This is a genomic window from Pontibacter qinzhouensis, assembly GCF_008017455.1.
In the GTDB taxonomy this organism is placed as follows: Bacteria; Bacteroidota; Bacteroidia; order Cytophagales; family Hymenobacteraceae; genus Pontibacter; species Pontibacter qinzhouensis.
On sequence record NZ_VRTY01000068.1, the window covers coordinates 18,977 to 34,592 of the forward strand.

A 15,616-nucleotide genomic window follows, 5' to 3' on the forward strand; every position below is an offset into this window, starting at 1 on the left:
TTCCGGAACAGGGACTACAGCTTCCCACTAAATCAGCCATATAAACATCATCGGAATTAATATCGTAATAAAGCTATGCTCACATTACAAAACTTCGAATCAGATATCTATTCTACCATTCTGCAAAGAGGAAAACAGTATTACAGCCAGAAGACAGTTGTCTGGCTGGAGGAAACCGAAGAGAACATTTGGCAGGCAGAAGTAGAAGGCTCCGAAACGTACGAAGTAGAATTAATGCTTGTCGATAAAGAGGAAATCAGCGACTACTCCTGCGACTGCCCCTACGATGGTGAGATGTGCAAACACGTAGTGGCGGTGCTGTATGCAGTGCGGGCAGAACTAAAGAAGCCGCGAAGTAAGCAGCAAGACAGGAAAGTTGGCAGAAATGTGTTTGAGAACCTGTTGCAATCTATCAGCCTGAAAGAGTATCAGGATTTTATCCGTCATTACGTGGCCAAAGACAAAGACTTTAAAACCGAGTTCGAGCTGTTTTTTGCGGATAAGGATGAGCGGATAGATGTTGAAAAGAAATATGGCGATTTAATTCAGAAGATTATCCGAAAGCACAGCGACCATGGTTATGTAGATTACCGTGCTTCCTACAGTTTATCAAGAGATATGGATAAGCTGCTGGCTAGCGGCAACGATTTTGTTAAGAAATACAATTACCAGGATGCCTTCTCCTTTGCCAAAGCAGTGCTGAAGCCCATGATGGAGACCATTACCCAGGCCGATGACTCTTCCGGAAATTTAGGTGAAACATTAAACAACATCATCGAACTTATAGAAGACATAGCCAATGCCGAAGAAGCCACTTTAGAACTGAAACTGGAAGTGTTTGAATTTCTGCAGCAAGAGCTAAGCGACAAGCAATATTTTGATTATGGAGATATGGGCTATGAGCTGTTCTCTGTTTACGAAAATCTGGCCATACAACTGCGACTGTCGGAGGAATTTTTAGACTTTGCAGATGCCCAGATTCGTAAACTGACAGGCCCGTACGACACCTACCGGAGAGAATTTTACCAGAAACGCAAAATTGAGTTCTTAGCCGCAATTGGCAACACCGATGAAGCCGAAGAACTGGTGCAGCAGAGCCTGGATATTGTGGAAGTGCGGCAGGCAGTAGTAGAGAAAGCTATTGCGAAAAAGGATTATGAATCGGCAAAGAAACTGATTGCCGAAGGCATAAAGGTAGCCGAGAACAAGAACCATCCGGGCACAGTTACGGCATGGCAAAAAGAACTATTAAAAATAGCCGCTTTAGAGAAAGATACTGAAACCATCAGACACCATGCCCGCCACCTGGCTTTCGATACTTGGTTTAGTGCGGAATTTTATAAGCAATGGAAAGCCACTTACAGCCAGGCCGAGTGGAAGGAGGTAATTGAAAAATACATTGCCGAAACCAGCGAGAAAATAATGAAAACCTGGGACAGCGAGAAGAACAAGTATTGGAAACCGGCTCACCCGCCTTTGCTGGAAAAGTTATCTCCGATCTACATTCAGGAGCACTACTGGGACAGGCTGCTGGCACTGGTGCAAAAAGAAAAAAGCCTTGCAACCACCTTAAGCTATCATAAATATTTAGCTCCGCATTACCCCGCCGAATTGCTGAAAATTTACTTGCCAGCTTTTGAGAAAGCAGGGCAAGAAGCTAATGGAAGAGGCGCATACGCCGACCTGGCAAGTAAAATGAAACAGGTAATGAAGGATATCCCGGAAGGAAAAGCCAAAATACAGGAAATAGCCCGTAGCCTGAAAGCCCAGTTTCCGCGCCGCCCTGCTATGCAGGAGGAACTGAACAAAATTTTAAAATAGAGCCATGCTGACAAAGGAAGAGATACAGCATAAGATTGACTATGAGATTATAGTTGACTGCTACGACGAGACAGAAGTGAGCATGGGCTGGTACTATTTTTTCGAGGAAAACCTGGAGTTTCCTTTTAAAGCTACCGTGCCGCTCAGAAAAAAAGATGGTAGCACCGAAATAAAGGTAGTAAAAGTTGTAGCCCTGGCCAGCGATGAAGAAGGTATCACAGACAATGATTTTGAACTGGAGATAGAAAATGGAGAATACCTGATGGATGTTTCCTACTCCGAGCTAACCAACATAAAAGCTTCTGCCCAGACGAGGGAGGCGTTTCAGATTTGGGATTTTTGGGTGAAGTGAGAGAATACTTTGGTTCTATGCCCTAACAGCCATCGCTGTTTATAGTCTTCCGAAGGAGGACTTCAAACTATTAAATGATGCAGGAGGAACTCTGTTCCGCGCAAGTAGGATGAACGTGCCTTAGTTGAGGCTGTTTGTTTTGCAGCTGTTCCTTTTATTAAGTTTTACTGCAGGTTGCCAGCAGGAAGTCGGAGACTTCCATTATCATTTTTAATTTGCAGTCTCCCTGCGGAAGACTGCAAACAGCGGGGTACGAATCACTGCTCGACTACTACAGAAAAGTAGCTCCACAACTTAACGAACCGCTGTATGCGAGACCCGCATGTACAGTGGTGTGAGAGGCGCACCCCGTCAGTTAACGCTGGCGGGGCCGTCTACTCGACTACGGGGTAGTAATTTTTCTTTTACAGCTCAATGGAGATTTTCACTTTTCCGCCCAAGCCTTTTTCAACTATATCGAATAAGGTTTTCAGAGTAAGGTTACTTCCGTCATTTTCAACTCTTGAAATATAAGTTCTTTTCTTATCAATGATTTCGCCTAATTCCTGCTGGGTAAGATGCCTTGCTTCACGTGCCTTTTTTAATTCAAGTCCTATCTTGAATGATTCAAACTCCCTATCCAGGTTATCGCGTCTCTCTGTTCCCTTAACTCCGTACACTCTGTTCTTGATGTCTGCCCAAGAGCTAACTTCTTTTTGATTATTTTTTCCCTTCATAATATTCAGCCATTAATTGTAGTGCCTTGTCAATTTCTTTCTTTGGTGTTTTTTGCGTCTTTTTCTGAAATCCATTAAGAAGTATTACCAATTTGCCTTCATAAAAGAAGCAGAACACCCGCCAGATGTTAGAGCCGAGCTGCACCCTTGCTTCATAAAGGCCGTCCGTACCTGCTAAGTGCTTCAGGTAATTTTGAGGCACTCGCTCAAGTGTTTCTATCGCTTCCAAAATCTTGAATATCTTGTCCTGCACCTTAACAGGTTGCTCTTTTAAGAAATCTTCAAAGTAGTTTTTGTAAGCAATGATTTCTCTAATTTTTTCCATCTGCTGTATTTTCAACAGTAAATGTAACTTAAAAGTTACTATAAACCACAAAAAAACATTCTCTTTTATGATTCTTTATTTCCCCTAACGGTCTCGTATAAACGACGGCGGAGGCCGTCGGCATATGCTAACGTTTATACAATGTTAGCCAATGCTGTTTTTTACACTTCTATGAATACTAATTCTTTTGTTGCTTCTAAAGTTAAAATGACCTTTTTATTCAATACTTTGGCAACAGATTGCATGTATCCGACTATTGCTTGATGATCATCCAGTGATTGGACATTTTTAGGGTTAATGTCGCTTTCCATTTCAGCTTCCCAAAACAAGAGACAATTGATATTTAGGTCGCCGAATAAAATTGAAGCCTTATTTACTTCTGTGAAATCGGCGGGATTAGTGAAATACAGCAACAAATCATCAACATTTAATCTGTCTTCCGTTTTCAGCGTCCGTCCGTTGAAGAATTGAACTGTAAAGTTTTCATTAACAAAGTTAGCCCAGCGCCTCCAATCTTCCTTATTGGTGTCAAAGACATAGATGTCACGGAAGGAGCCATCTTCAAAATAAATTTCCTTCTTTAACGTCTCCCAATTCTTCATTTTTTTAGTTCTGCCCTAACTTGTATATATCACTAATAAACATACGCTTTTTTGTTAATTATGACAGATAAGCGTAATCGGATTACCAAATATACTATATTGGGAAGTTAAGATATTAATCTTCCTTGGATTCAAAAAGCAAAACGTAAAAGCTTACCACTCTACCTTTACCGCTGTGTTCAAACTGGCGGTATGGTTATACAAAAAAGGCTGCCCAAGTCAAACTCAGGCAGCCTTTGGAAATCAGAACAATAAATTTAGAAACCAGCCAAAGCAGCGTTCAGCGTTTCGCTTGGGCGCATGGCTTTCTCGGCTTTTTCAACATCTGGGTGGTAATAGCCGCCGATATCTACTGGTTTGCCCTGGGCAGAAATCAGTTCGTCTACAATCTTGCCTTCGTTCTCGGTCAGTTCCTGGGCAAGTTTTGTGAACTTCTCTTTCAGCTCCTGGTTTTTAGTTTGCTCGGCCAGTGCCTGCGCCCAGTACAGCGCCAGGTAGAAATGGCTTCCGCGGTTGTCGATCTGGCCGACTTTACGGGCCGGTGATTTATCGTTTTCGAGGAACTTGCTGTTGGCCTGGTTCAGGGCTTCTGCCAGAACTTCGGCTTTCTCGTTTTTGGTTTTGTAGGCCAGGTCTTCCAAAGAAACAGCCAGTGCCAGGAACTCACCAAGAGAATCCCAACGCAGGTAGTTTTCTTCTACGAACTGCTGCACGTGCTTAGGGGCAGAACCGCCGGCACCTGTCTCGAACAAGCCACCGCCATCTAGCAACGGAACAATAGAAAGCATTTTGGCGCTGGTACCAAGCTCCAGAATCGGGAACAGGTCAGTCAGGTAGTCGCGGAGCACGTTGCCGGTTACAGAAATAGTGTCCTGGCCCGCTTTGGTACGCTCGCAGCTATAACGCATGGCTTCTACCGGCGACATAATTTTAATTTCGAGGCCGTTGGTGTCGTGGTCCTGCAGGTAACGCTCTACTTTTTTGATCAGGTTAGCATCGTGTGCTCTCTGTGGGTCGAGCCAGAAGATGGCTGGCGTGTTGGTAATGCGGGCTCTGGTAACGGCCAGCTTCACCCAGTCCTGGATAGGCAGGTCTTTGGTCTGGCACATTCTCCAGATATCGCCTTCCTCTACCTTGTGCTCCATCAGGGAGTTGCCAGCAGCATCTACTACACGTACAGTACCACTTTCAGCAATCTGGAACGTTTTGTCGTGTGAGCCATATTCCTCTGCTTTTTGTGCCATCAGGCCAATGTTTGGCACGGTGCCCATGGTCGTTACATCAAAAGCGCCGTTCTCTTTGTGGAACTTGATCACTTCCTGGTAAATGCCAGCATAAGAGCGATCCGGGATTATGGCTTTGGTGTCGTGCAGTTTGCCATCGGCTCCCCACATTTTACCGGAAGAGCGGATAGCAGCCGGCATAGAGGCATCAATAATTACATCGCTTGGTACGTGCAGGTTGGTAATGCCTTTGTCAGAATCTACCATAGCAAGCGCAGGACCGTTTTCTTTGGCAGCGTTTAAGTCTGCTTCTATGGCTGCGCGCTGATCTTCGGGTAACGATTTTATTTTAGCATATACATCGCCTAAGCCATTGCTTGGGTCCACACCTAGTTCTTTGAACAGCGCCGCGTGTTTCTCAAATACATCTTTAAAGAAAACAGTAACCGCGTGCCCGAACATAATAGGGTCAGACACTTTCATCATGGTGGCTTTCAGGTGCAGCGAAAGCAGTACGCCGGTTGCTTTGGCATCAGCAATTTCTTTTTCGAAGAAGGCACGTAGGGCTTTTTTGCTCATGACAGAAGAGTCTATTACCTCGCCTGCTTTCAGCTTTAAGCCTTCTTTTAATGTTTTAGTGCTTCCGTCGGCTCCAACAAATTCTATTTTCACTTCGCCAGCCTCTTCTACTACCACCGATTGCTCTGTGCCATAGAAATCGCCGTCGGTCATGTGGGCTACGTGTGTTTTGGAGTCGGAGGTCCAGGCACCCATCGAGTGCGGGTTCTTTTTAGCGTATTGCTTTACAGCTTCTGCTACACGGCGATCAGAGTTGCCTTCGCGCAGAACCGGGTTCACGGCGCTGCCTAATACTTTGGCATAACGGGCTTTTACTTCTTTCTCAGCATCAGTCTTAGGGTCTGCCGGGTAATCAGGAATATTATAGCCCTGCCCCTGCAGCTCTTTAATAGCCGCTGTTAATTGCGGAATAGAGGCACTGATGTTCGGAAGTTTAATGATGTTGGCTTCCGGTGTTTTAGCCAACTCGCCAAGGTAAGCTAACTCATCGTTTTGCTTCTGGCTATCGGTCAGGTTCTCCGGGAAAGTTGCCAGAATTCTGCCAGCCAAAGAAATGTCTCTTGTTTCAACAGCAATATCGGCCGCCTGCGTGAAAGTTTTCACGATTGGCAAAAAAGAGTAGGTTGCCAGAGCAGGTGCTTCGTCGGTTATGGTGTAAGCAATTTTCGCTGTTTTTGTTGTCATGTTGTTCTCTTAGTTTAAGTTATAGTGCCGCAATAACCGGTTACTATAGTTTATATTCGCAAATTTAAGATTTATAATTGTCTAACCCAGTTTTCTGCAAGATTATCATTTGTGACTTCGCTTGCTTCAGAAAATGCTAAAGGAGCTGCCTGGAAAGCAATAATTCGTCCTTTTGAAATCACAAGTCAGGGCCTGCTATTTAAAAACTAAAGCCGCAGACTTATAACTGTTTGTTTAGATGGCAAATATAAGAGACTTTTTAATATAGGCTAGTCAAAACACAGGCTTTCTGCGGGAGCAGGGATAGCCGGCCATGGTAGTGCTCCTTGTAAAGCCACAGATATTTTCTAATTTCAGCGAACATACCGTAGAGCCGTGCTAACCTGCTTCTCTACATCTAATTTTTAATTTCTAATATTTAATTTAGCGAAGCTCTTAATTTGGCGCAGCCTTATGCAGGAAGTAGACATTTGTATTGTAGGTGCCGGGCCAGGTGGCGCTACCACAGCGCTGCACCTGGCGCAAAAGGGTATACCGTCTGTTTTAGTAGACAAAGCCGTTTTTCCGCGCGATAAAATTTGTGGCGACGCCCTGAGTGGAAAGGTGGTGAACGAACTGAAGCGGATCTCTCCGGAGCTGCCCGACTTACTGCGTCAGGAGCAAAGCCAGCTGCCCTCGTGGGGTATTCATTTTATATCGCCGGGCGGGCACCAACTCAGCGTGCCTTTTAAGCTGAACTACAACATAGCCGCACACACACCTGCCGGGCATATTATTAAACGCATCGATTTCGATAATTTCCTGATAAACGAAGTAAAGAAGCGGCCGGAGATTACGCTGCTGGAAGGCATAGACATTAATTCTATTCAGGAACAGGAGGGGCGGCATGTCCTGACAGACAAAAGCGGGAAAGTAAACCTAAGCACGAAGCTGCTGATCTCTGCCAATGGCGCACACTCTTCTTTTGCCCGACACACGGCCGGCATACAGCAGGAGCCGGCGCATTACTGTGCCGGTTTGCGTGCCTATTATAAAGGAGTGGCCGGTCTGGATAAAGATAATTTTATAGAGCTGCACTTCCTGAAGGATTTTCTGCCGGGTTATTTCTGGATTTTCCCGCTGCCCAACGGCTGCGCCAATGTGGGAGTAGGTATGTTGAGCAACGAGGTGAGCCGTCGCAAAATCAACCTGAAAAAAGAGATGCTGCGGATGATCGAAACGCACCCGGCCCTTAAGGAGCGATTTGCCAGTGCCGAATTAATTGGCGATATAAAAGGGTATGGCCTGCCTTTAGGAAGTAAAAAGCGCGTGATCTCTGGCAAAGGCTACATGCTGGTAGGAGATGCCGCTTCGCTCATAGATCCTTTTACCGGCGAAGGCATCAGCAATGCCATGATCAGTGGGCGCTGGGCGGCGGAGCAGGCGGCACAATGCCTGGCACAAAATAACTTCTCCGCCAGTTTTATGCAAGGCTACGACAAAGCCGTGTATAACCGTCTCTGGAAAGAGCTGAAGCTAAGCCGCCGCATGCAGAAACTCCTGCACTACCCCTGGCTTTTCGATCAGGTGGCAGCCAAAGCCTCCAAAAACGCCACCCTCGCCGAAACCATCTCCTGCATGTTCAACGACCTGGACCTGCGCGAACGACTCCGCCAGCCGTCGTTTTATCTGAAACTGCTGTTTAACTAAGGTTGTCTGAATCACGGATTTAAAGGATGAAAGGATTTGCCGGATTAAAAGTAGAGTGATGAAATCTGTGTAATCCGAGAAATCAGTTTAATCTGTGATTCTGAAATTATTCTAATGAAAATGCCCTTCCGGAAGTGTTTCTTGCTGAAAGTACTCAAGGGTTCATGTGGTTGTCTGCATCACGGATTAAAAGGATTGTAAGATTCCACAGATTGAAAAATGGAATCCAAAAATCTGTGTAATCCATTAAATCCGTGATGCAGGAATTATTCTAATGAAAATGCCCTTCCGGGGGTAATTTGGCTTGAAAGGCTCCAAGGGTTAACCTGGGTTACTCAATCTTTTTAGTTTACTTATCCAAAAAATACATACTCGAGGAATAGGCAAAACATTCAAGCCCGCCATTTCTAATTTTGAATTTCTAATTTAAAACTCCTGCTTCAGCCACAGCCTGAAGTTCTCCTGCTCCTGTCCGGTAGCATCTGCTCGTTTTTCGATGGTGAATTTAGAATAGTAGGTTTGGTTGTTGGGCTGCAGGTGCACTTTGCGGAGGCGCTTATCCCGGAAAAGGGTGATGGCCACAGGGGCGCCTGTGTTGGTAGTGGAGAGGAGGGGCTGCAGGTTCTGCTCCAGTTTGCGGCCGTTGAGGGCAATCAGCTCATCGTCCAGGCTCAGCACCTGGCTGGCAGGTGAGCCTGGTGCTAGGGCTGTTACTTTTACTGCCGTACCGTCGGCCACTGTTTTAAAGCCATAGAGTTGCTCTGTCAGCAGCTGGCTTTCGGTTTTCTGCAGCGTGCAGCCAACAAATTGCAGCGCCTCGGTTAAAGCCTCTTCTATAGGAGTAGTTCCGTAGATGTAGTTTTCGAAATAAGCTGTAAAATCACTACCGGCTACCTCCTGCACCAGTCGCTCGTAATCCTGCTCCGAATAACCGATGTCCTGTTTGCCGAAGTCGTTCCAGAGCCGTACCAGCACCTGGTCCAGGTTGGCGCGGTTATCGGTAACCTTCCGGAGCTGCAGGTCCAGGAGCAGCGCCGTGAGGGCACCTTTCACATATATCGAAACCTTACGGTCGGGTATACCTGCTTTGTAACCATCGAGCCACAGGTCGAAACTCGAATCAGCTACCGAGAGGTTATGGTGGCCATAGTCAACGTAGTAGCGCTGCAGGGTGGTATTCAGTTCCTCAAAGTATTGGGCAGCCGTAAAAAAGCCGGACCTGGCCAGCAGGTAGTCGCCGTAGTAGGTGGTGATGCCTTCGGCGATGTAGCCGGTGCGGAAGTAGTTCTCCTGTGCATAATCGTAAGGGAGCATCTCCACAGGGCGAATTTTCTTGATGTTCCACGTGTGGAAAAGTTCGTGCGAGCTTACGCCGACAAACTCCTTGTACAAACCCCACGACATGAGCAGTTCTGCAGGCCCCAACGTAATAACAGTGGAGTTGCCGTGCTCCACGCCGTGGTAGTAACGGTACGGTAAAATCTGGTTCAGAAAATGATATTCGCTTACCGGGAAATCTCCGAACAGCTCCAGCTGCTCTTTTGTAAAAGCCTCGAAATCCTCTTTTATTTTTAGCCAGTCAGGTTGGCAATCGCCTTGTATCCAGATGTAGAAGGGGAGTCCGTTAACCTCGTATTTTGTCTGTTGCAGGTTGTCGCTGGCAAAAAGTGGTGCATCTACGAGTTCGTGGTAATCGCTGGCCTGCAGCGTAAATTTCTCCAGCACTTGCAGGCCACAGGCAATCTCGTATTGGTCGGGCAGGGCGAGCTGCAGTTGGCAAGGTTCTGCTTTTCTTCCTTCCACGGCCATCAGGCAGTTGATGGGGTTCAGGTACAGCTGCTGCTCATCGAGCCACGAGCCTCCCGCATCCATTTGCCGGGCATAAAAGCTATACTCTATTACCACACTGCCAGCTCCTGCGTTCTCCACAAGCCACTTGTCCTTCGTCACCTTCTTAATGGTTACCGCCGCTCCGTTTGCGGTAGCGCTGACCTTGCTCAGTTTCTGTGCAAAATTCTGAAGCTCGTACCGCCCCGGTCGCCAGGATGGTAGCTGCAGGTACAGCTCCTGCTCCTTATTGTCGGATATGGTTATCCGGATGGTGAGAAGGTGGCTGAGCGGGTTGGTGTAGGAGATGTGGTAGTAGATCATGCCGTTATTATTAGAAATTCAAAATTAGAAATTATTTAACCTATGCGCGACTGTTTTAGCTACGGATACGCTGTAACACTTGCTGGTGCCCTTTACCAAACCTTGAGCATTTTCAGCCGAAAAGCCTTTGGAAGGGCAAAATCATTAGAATAATTTATGGATCATAGATTAAACGGATTCCTAGGATGACACAGAACTCTGGATTTTGTTTTTCTATGAGTAAAATCCTTTGATCCTTTTATTCCGTGATGCAGACCAACTGCCAGACCCTTGAGTATTTTTATCCAAAAGACCTTTGGAAGGGCAAAATCATTAGAATAATTTGAAACCAGGTAAATTCTCTATCCCTTTTTACCGCCATGCTTCTGCTGCTGATGTACCTGTTTTAGAGAATATGAAAGCTGTTTGGCAGAAAGTAGCGACAATATTTCAGTATATTTCTTAAAAAGTCTATACTGCCTTTGCTTCTTACAGAAAGGTTTCCTACTTTTGCAGGCCATAATAAAACCATTGGCAGACGATGAAAAGAACATTCCAGCCTTCTCAGAGAAAAAGAAAAAACAAGCACGGTTTCAGATCTAGAATGGAGACTGCAAACGGAAGAAGAGTATTAGCTAGCAGAAGAGCTAAAGGCAGAAAGAGATTAACTGTTTCTGACGAGAAAAAACACAAAGCTTAGTTTTAGGTTGCGCTTTGCTCAGCCCGGAACCGCGTTATGACGATGGATCCAGCTACTCAACATACAGCAGCAGAGCAACCCACTTCCTATACATTTACAAAAGAAGAACGCTTGTGCAGTAAGCGCCTCATAGGGCTGCTGTTTAGCAAGGGTTCTTCTTTTAATGTATATCCGTTGCGGTTTATTTACAGTACGCCGCCCGAACCCATGCCTGAGGTTACGCAGTTACTAGTAACGGTACCCAAGCGCACCTTTAAACTGGCTACCGATCGTAACCGCCTTAAGCGGCAGATCCGGGAGGCATACCGCCTGAACAAGCACATCCTGCACGCTGCTCCAGCGCAAGCTCCCCGCTTGCTGGGCATTCTTTACATCGGTAAAGAAAAAAAATCCTTTGAATTCATTCAGAAAAAACTAATTTCCGGTTTGGAACGTTGTTTGATAAAGTAGTCTTTATCAGCATCTCCCTAATTGGAAATATATGTATAAGAAATCTGTTGTTGGCTTTGTCCTTGGCTGCTTTGCCATCGGGCTGGTCTCCTTTAAGTCCGATTCTGAGCGTTTCTTCGAAATAGCCAAGAACCTGGATGTTTTTGCCACGCTCTTTAAAGAAGTAAATACCTATTATGTAGATGATGTGCCGCCAGCCAAACTGGTGCGCACCGGTATTGACGCGATGCTCAAGTCGCTGGACCCTTACACCAACTATATTCCCGAAGACGATATTGAGGATTTCAGAACCATGACCACCGGTCAGTACGGCGGTATTGGCGCTTTAGTGGGCTCTCGCGACGGCAAGGTGGTGGTGCAGATGCCTTACGAGGATTCGCCGGCCCACAAAGCAGGACTTAACATAGGAGATGAAATTGTGAAGATTGATGGAGTGGCTGTAACAGGCAAAAACTCCTCCGATGTTAGTAAGCTTCTGAAGGGGCAGGCTAACACGGTACTCAAGCTTGAGGTTCGGAGCTACGGACAGACCAAAGCCAGAACAGTAGAACTTACCCGCGCCAACATCAACGTAGACAATGTATCGTATGCCGGCATGATCGACGATGAGATCGGTTATTTTCAGCTGTCGGGCTTTACCATGGATGCTGGCAAGGAAGTGAAAACTGCTGTGCAGAAGCTGAAAGAGCAGGGAGCTAAAAAGATCATTTTTGACCTGCGCGATAATCCGGGCGGGTTGCTGCACGAGGCGGTTAACATCTCGAATGTGTTTGTAGACAAAGGCAGAGACATTGTGAGCACCAAGGGCAAAGTAAAAGAGTGGAACAAAACCTATAAAGCCCTGGATGAGCCACTCGATAAAGAAATTCCGTTGGTTATTCTGACAAGCTCCCGCAGCGCCTCCGCCTCCGAAATTGTGGCCGGCGTTATGCAGGACTACGACAGAGCTGTACTGGTAGGAGAACGTACCTTTGGCAAAGGACTGGTGCAGGCTACACGCCCACTGTCTTACAACTCGCAGCTAAAAGTTACCACAGCTAAATACTACATTCCGAGCGGCCGCTGCATTCAGGCCATCGATTATGCCCACCGCAACGAAGATGGCAGCGTGGCTCAAATTCCGGATTCTTTAAAGGTAGCTTTTAAAACAGCGAGCGGACGCACCGTATACGACGGAGGCGGTGTTAGCCCTGATGTGGAGGTAGAGCAGCATAATTACGCTGAGATCGTGAAAACTATGGCCTCAAAAGGGTACTTCTTCGATTTCGCGAACAAATATAAAGTAGAACATGCCTCCATTCCGCCAGCCAAACAGTTTAAGCTTTCAGATGCCGACTACCAGAAGTTTGTAGCCTATTTAGGCGATAAAGATGTTTCGTATAGCACCAAGGTAGAAGAGGAGTTGAAAGAGTTAGCCGAAAGAGCCAAAGAAGGAAAGCACTACGACGACATCAAAAGCGACCTCGACGCCATCAAAAAGAAAGTATCGCACAACAAAGCCAATGACCTGACCCGCTTTAAAAGCGAAATAAAAGAAGTGCTGGAAGCTGAGATAGCCTCTCGTTACTACCTGCAGAAAGGCTACATCGAAGCAACGTTCGACGATGATCCGGATATTCTGGCAGCAAAGCGTGTGCTGAACGATCCGCAGGAATATAAAAGCTATTTTAAAGTAAAATAGATTATCTGTAAAACAGGAAGAAGGGTGGTGCCACAGGTGCTGCCCTTTTTGCTTTAATGGCTCTGCCGCAAAGGTGCTTTTTTCTATGGCAGCCTTTGAGTAATTTTGTTATTCATAAACATTTCCTCACTCATGCCATTATTGTTAGCACTCGAAACATCATCTACGGTTTGTTCTGTCGCACTTTTTAAAGGCGAGCAGCTGCTGGGTTCTTCAGAACTGCAGATAGAGAAGTCGCATTCTTCGCATATTACCGTCATGATTTCGCAGTTGCTCGATAATTGCCAGGTAACGTTGGGGCAGTTGTCGGCAGTGGCAGTATCGGGAGGGCCTGGGTCTTATACCGGTTTGCGCATCGGGAGTTCTGCTGCTAAGGGCCTTTGCTATTCTCTGGATATTCCGTTAATCGAAGTGTCCACGCTAAAAGGTTTAGCTGCTCAGGCTATAGAAGCTACTCCTAACCCGGAAAGGTTTTTGTTCTGCCCCATGCTGGATGCCCGGCGTATGGAGGTTTACACGTGCCTGTTGAATCATAAGCTGGAGGAAGTTGTTTCTATAGCACCGGTCATTGTATCTGAAGGCTTTCTGGAGAAGGAGTTGGCGGAGCAGCCGGTTATTTTCTTTGGGAGTGGGGCCAGCAAATTAGAAACGCTGAAAGATGGCATAGCCAACGCTCTTTTTATAGATAGCATCTTGCCTTCGGCTAAACCGATAGGTAAACTGTCTTTAGAGAAATACCAGCAAGAGCTTTTTGAAGATGTAGCGTACTATGAGCCCTTCTACCTGAAAGAAGTATACATAACAACACCAACTAAGAATAAAGTAAATTAGAAATAAAGATGTCAGAGCTGATAAATAAAGTGGCACAAAGTGCCCTGGTTACATTAAACCTGGAAGAGCTGCTTCATCCGGGAGAGCGTGTCGTATATGACATAAAAGATAATCTTTTCCATGGCCTGATCTTGAAGGAGAAAGACTTTAGAGCCTTTGTGAAAGAACATGACTGGTCTGCCTACGATGGTAAAAACGTAGCCATCATCTGTTCTGCCGATGCCATTGTGCCTACGTGGGCGTATATGCTGCTGGCAACAAAGCTGCAGGCGTATGCGAATTACTATGTGTTCGGAGATCTGGAGGCACTAGAGCAGGCACTGATGCAGGAAGCCATCTCAAAAATAGATCCGAATGAGTACCAGGATGCGAAGGTGGTGGTGAAAGGATGTGGCAACATACCTGTGCCTACTTATGCTTATGTAGAAATTATGCGGAAGCTCTTGCCTGTAACCAGCAGCGTTATGTACGGAGAGCCATGCAGTACAGTGCCGCTGTACAAAAAGCCAAAGGCAATATAGAAGCGTAACACTTGGGGCAGTCGGTAAGGCTGTTATAATGAAAGAGCAATAGTGCCGGAACTTGTGGAAAGAATTAATTCAATCTTGCTGCAGTTACGATGCTGTTGCTCTTCTTGTATAAAGCTGATTAACTTAATCGGAAGAATCAGCAAATGCATGGGTATTGACACAAAAAGGTGACCCTTGACCAAATCTTAACAAAAACCTTTCTGAAGGCTGATTTCATTAGAATAATTCCTCCTGTGCAAAAAGTGGAGAAGCACCCTGCCTGCTTAATAAAAAACAATCGCTGTTAATAGTCTTCCGTAGGGAGGCTACTAACTTAGCATGCATCTGGAGGAACTCCGTTCCGGGCAGGTTGCAGCAAAGGCTTCGAAGCGTCTTACAGGGTAGCAAGCAGGATTCAGGAATCCAATTTTCATGTAATGTTTGAAGTCCTCCTGCCGAAGACGCCAAACAGCAAGCACTACTTTTTGTACAGGAGGTAAAAATTTAGAATGGATAGTTATATAATGCCTTACCAGGCGCTGCCTGAGGAAAAAGTTCTCCCCCACGGAACCAACTGTGCTCTGGCAGCTGTTACCCCTCCGCCTGCGAGGTAAAAAGAATCCCGCTGATTACGAGGGCCTTGCGAAATACTTCCGGTAATCGCAGTCGCGGCGCTTGGAAAACGGGAAAGGTTTGCTACTTTTGCATCCCCATCCGGCAGGGACGGGGGAGCGGCCGAGGGGCCGGAAAGGAGTTGGAAAAAAAGTTTGCCTCGGTGCTTGCGGATTTCGGAAAGGTTCTTACCTTTGCATCCCGTTTGAGAGACAAGGCGGATCGGCGGGCCAGGCAGTGGCCGCCGGGGAGGGGAGAGAAAAAAGATTGAAAATATTTCTCCTTTTTCTTTTGCAACTTCGGAAAAGCTTCTTACCTTTGCACCCGCTTCTAAAGGGAAGCGATTCTGAAAGCCGCCGTAACAGGGGCCGGCAGGGTGAAGGCGGGAGGAAAAAAAGAAGAAAAATATTCCTTCGATCGCTTGCAGAGAGAGAAAAGCTTCTTACCTTTGCATCCCCTTCCGGAACGGACGGTTCGAAGGTTCGGGAAATAAGGCAGATTACGAGTGCAAGCCGCTAAGGGTAGCGGCACAAGAGGAGGAAGTTGTCCTTCACTAAGTTCTTTGAGAGACTGATAGAGACGAAATTTAAAATCCGCGCGGGCAGATAGAGATATCACCTGCGTCAATTCTAGAGATAGTAAAAAAAAGGAAAGGCCGGGGTCGGACAGACACATTGGTGGCTTTTATAGCTACCGCAGATTTTTCATACAA

The 15,616-nt window shown here is 46.2% G+C and carries 13 protein-coding genes; 8 read left to right on the forward strand and 5 right to left on the reverse strand.

What is annotated here, in order from left to right; translation table 11 throughout:
* Window positions 1-75: 75 nt before the first annotated feature.
* Both FVR03_RS16520 and FVR03_RS16525 read left to right on the forward strand, forming a co-directional pair.
* Window positions 76-1,821 (forward strand): SWIM zinc finger family protein, encoded by a 1,746-nt coding sequence (locus FVR03_RS16520; protein ID WP_147922867.1) that lies wholly within the window; start codon window positions 76-78, stop codon window positions 1,819-1,821.
* A gap of 4 nt (window positions 1,822-1,825) precedes the next feature.
* The gene (locus FVR03_RS16525; protein ID WP_147922868.1) at window positions 1,826-2,173 is read left to right on the forward strand and encodes a calcium-binding protein; all 348 of its coding nucleotides are present in this window, start codon (window positions 1,826-1,828) and stop codon (window positions 2,171-2,173) included.
* A 404-nt stretch (window positions 2,174-2,577) separates the two neighbouring features.
* Here FVR03_RS16525 and FVR03_RS16530 read toward each other — a convergent pair whose 3' ends face one another.
* The 4 genes from FVR03_RS16530 to FVR03_RS16545 all read right to left on the reverse strand — a co-directional run bounded on the left by FVR03_RS16530 (window position 2,578) and on the right by FVR03_RS16545 (window position 6,302).
* Window positions 2,578-2,889 (reverse strand): helix-turn-helix domain-containing protein, encoded by a 312-nt coding sequence (locus tag FVR03_RS16530; protein ID WP_147922869.1) that lies wholly within the window; start codon window positions 2,887-2,889, stop codon window positions 2,578-2,580.
* A complete protein-coding gene (locus FVR03_RS16535; protein ID WP_147922870.1) occupies window positions 2,873-3,214 on the reverse strand; it encodes a type II toxin-antitoxin system RelE/ParE family toxin in 342 nt (113 codons plus the stop codon). The genes FVR03_RS16530 and FVR03_RS16535 overlap by 17 nt, the downstream gene beginning before the upstream one ends.
* 161 nt (window positions 3,215-3,375) lie before the next feature.
* Entirely contained in the window at window positions 3,376-3,816 is a 441-nt protein-coding gene (locus tag FVR03_RS16540) for a hypothetical protein (RefSeq protein WP_147922871.1), read from the reverse strand.
* A gap of 257 nt (window positions 3,817-4,073) precedes the next feature.
* Entirely contained in the window at window positions 4,074-6,302 is a 2,229-nt protein-coding gene (locus FVR03_RS16545; protein ID WP_147922872.1) for an NADP-dependent isocitrate dehydrogenase, read from the reverse strand.
* Between the two features lie 453 nt (window positions 6,303-6,755).
* Between FVR03_RS16545 and FVR03_RS16550 the strand changes: the two genes are divergently transcribed.
* Window positions 6,756-7,991 (forward strand): NAD(P)/FAD-dependent oxidoreductase, encoded by a 1,236-nt coding sequence (locus FVR03_RS16550; protein ID WP_147922873.1) that lies wholly within the window; start codon window positions 6,756-6,758, stop codon window positions 7,989-7,991.
* Window positions 7,992-8,417: 426 nt separating this feature from the next.
* Here the strand turns inward: FVR03_RS16550 and FVR03_RS16555 are convergent, their stop codons facing one another.
* Window positions 8,418-10,142, reverse strand: a complete 1,725-nt coding sequence (locus tag FVR03_RS16555) for a M61 family metallopeptidase (RefSeq protein ID WP_147922874.1) — start codon at window positions 10,140-10,142, stop codon at window positions 8,418-8,420.
* A 520-nt stretch (window positions 10,143-10,662) separates the two neighbouring features.
* On the opposite strand from FVR03_RS16555, the gene rpmH reads away from it, so the two are divergent.
* From rpmH to FVR03_RS16580, 5 genes are all read left to right on the forward strand, one after another.
* Window positions 10,663-10,821, forward strand: coding sequence for a 50S ribosomal protein L34 (rpmH, locus tag FVR03_RS16560; protein WP_147922875.1), 159 nt, complete (start codon window positions 10,663-10,665; stop codon window positions 10,819-10,821).
* Between the two features lie 36 nt (window positions 10,822-10,857).
* On the forward strand, window positions 10,858-11,271 hold the full coding sequence (locus tag FVR03_RS16565; RefSeq protein ID WP_255474267.1) for a ribonuclease P protein component: 414 nt from the start codon (window positions 10,858-10,860) through the stop codon (window positions 11,269-11,271).
* A 31-nt stretch (window positions 11,272-11,302) separates the two neighbouring features.
* The gene (locus tag FVR03_RS16570) at window positions 11,303-12,952 is read left to right on the forward strand and encodes a S41 family peptidase (protein WP_147922876.1); all 1,650 of its coding nucleotides are present in this window, start codon (window positions 11,303-11,305) and stop codon (window positions 12,950-12,952) included.
* A gap of 132 nt (window positions 12,953-13,084) precedes the next feature.
* A complete protein-coding gene (tsaB, locus tag FVR03_RS16575; protein WP_147922877.1) occupies window positions 13,085-13,783 on the forward strand; it encodes a tRNA (adenosine(37)-N6)-threonylcarbamoyltransferase complex dimerization subunit type 1 TsaB in 699 nt (232 codons plus the stop codon).
* An 8-nt stretch (window positions 13,784-13,791) separates the two neighbouring features.
* Window positions 13,792-14,304 (forward strand): DUF2480 family protein, encoded by a 513-nt coding sequence (locus FVR03_RS16580; protein WP_147922878.1) that lies wholly within the window; start codon window positions 13,792-13,794, stop codon window positions 14,302-14,304.
* The last annotated feature ends 1,312 nt before the right edge of the window (window positions 14,305-15,616 follow it).

Excerpts from the sequence above, each read along its gene's own strand:
- FVR03_RS16520 (WP_147922867.1), top strand. The coding sequence starts at position 76 with ATGCTCACATTACAAAACTTCGAATCAGATATCTATTCTACCATTCTG.
- FVR03_RS16525 (WP_147922868.1), top strand. The coding sequence starts at position 1,826 with ATGCTGACAAAGGAAGAGATACAGCATAAGATTGACTATGAGATTATA.
- FVR03_RS16530 (WP_147922869.1), bottom strand. The coding sequence starts at position 2,889 with ATGAAGGGAAAAAATAATCAAAAAGAAGTTAGCTCTTGGGCAGACATC.
- FVR03_RS16535 (WP_147922870.1), bottom strand. The coding sequence starts at position 3,214 with ATGGAAAAAATTAGAGAAATCATTGCTTACAAAAACTACTTTGAAGAT.
- FVR03_RS16540 (WP_147922871.1), bottom strand. The coding sequence starts at position 3,816 with ATGAAGAATTGGGAGACGTTAAAGAAGGAAATTTATTTTGAAGATGGC.
- FVR03_RS16545 (WP_147922872.1), bottom strand. The coding sequence starts at position 6,302 with ATGACAACAAAAACAGCGAAAATTGCTTACACCATAACCGACGAAGCA.
- FVR03_RS16550 (WP_147922873.1), top strand. The coding sequence starts at position 6,756 with ATGCAGGAAGTAGACATTTGTATTGTAGGTGCCGGGCCAGGTGGCGCT.
- FVR03_RS16555 (WP_147922874.1), bottom strand. The coding sequence starts at position 10,142 with ATGATCTACTACCACATCTCCTACACCAACCCGCTCAGCCACCTTCTC.
- rpmH (WP_147922875.1), top strand. The coding sequence starts at position 10,663 with ATGAAAAGAACATTCCAGCCTTCTCAGAGAAAAAGAAAAAACAAGCAC.
- FVR03_RS16565 (WP_255474267.1), top strand. The coding sequence starts at position 10,858 with ATGACGATGGATCCAGCTACTCAACATACAGCAGCAGAGCAACCCACT.
- FVR03_RS16570 (WP_147922876.1), top strand. The coding sequence starts at position 11,303 with ATGTATAAGAAATCTGTTGTTGGCTTTGTCCTTGGCTGCTTTGCCATC.
- tsaB (WP_147922877.1), top strand. The coding sequence starts at position 13,085 with ATGCCATTATTGTTAGCACTCGAAACATCATCTACGGTTTGTTCTGTC.
- FVR03_RS16580 (WP_147922878.1), top strand. The coding sequence starts at position 13,792 with ATGTCAGAGCTGATAAATAAAGTGGCACAAAGTGCCCTGGTTACATTA.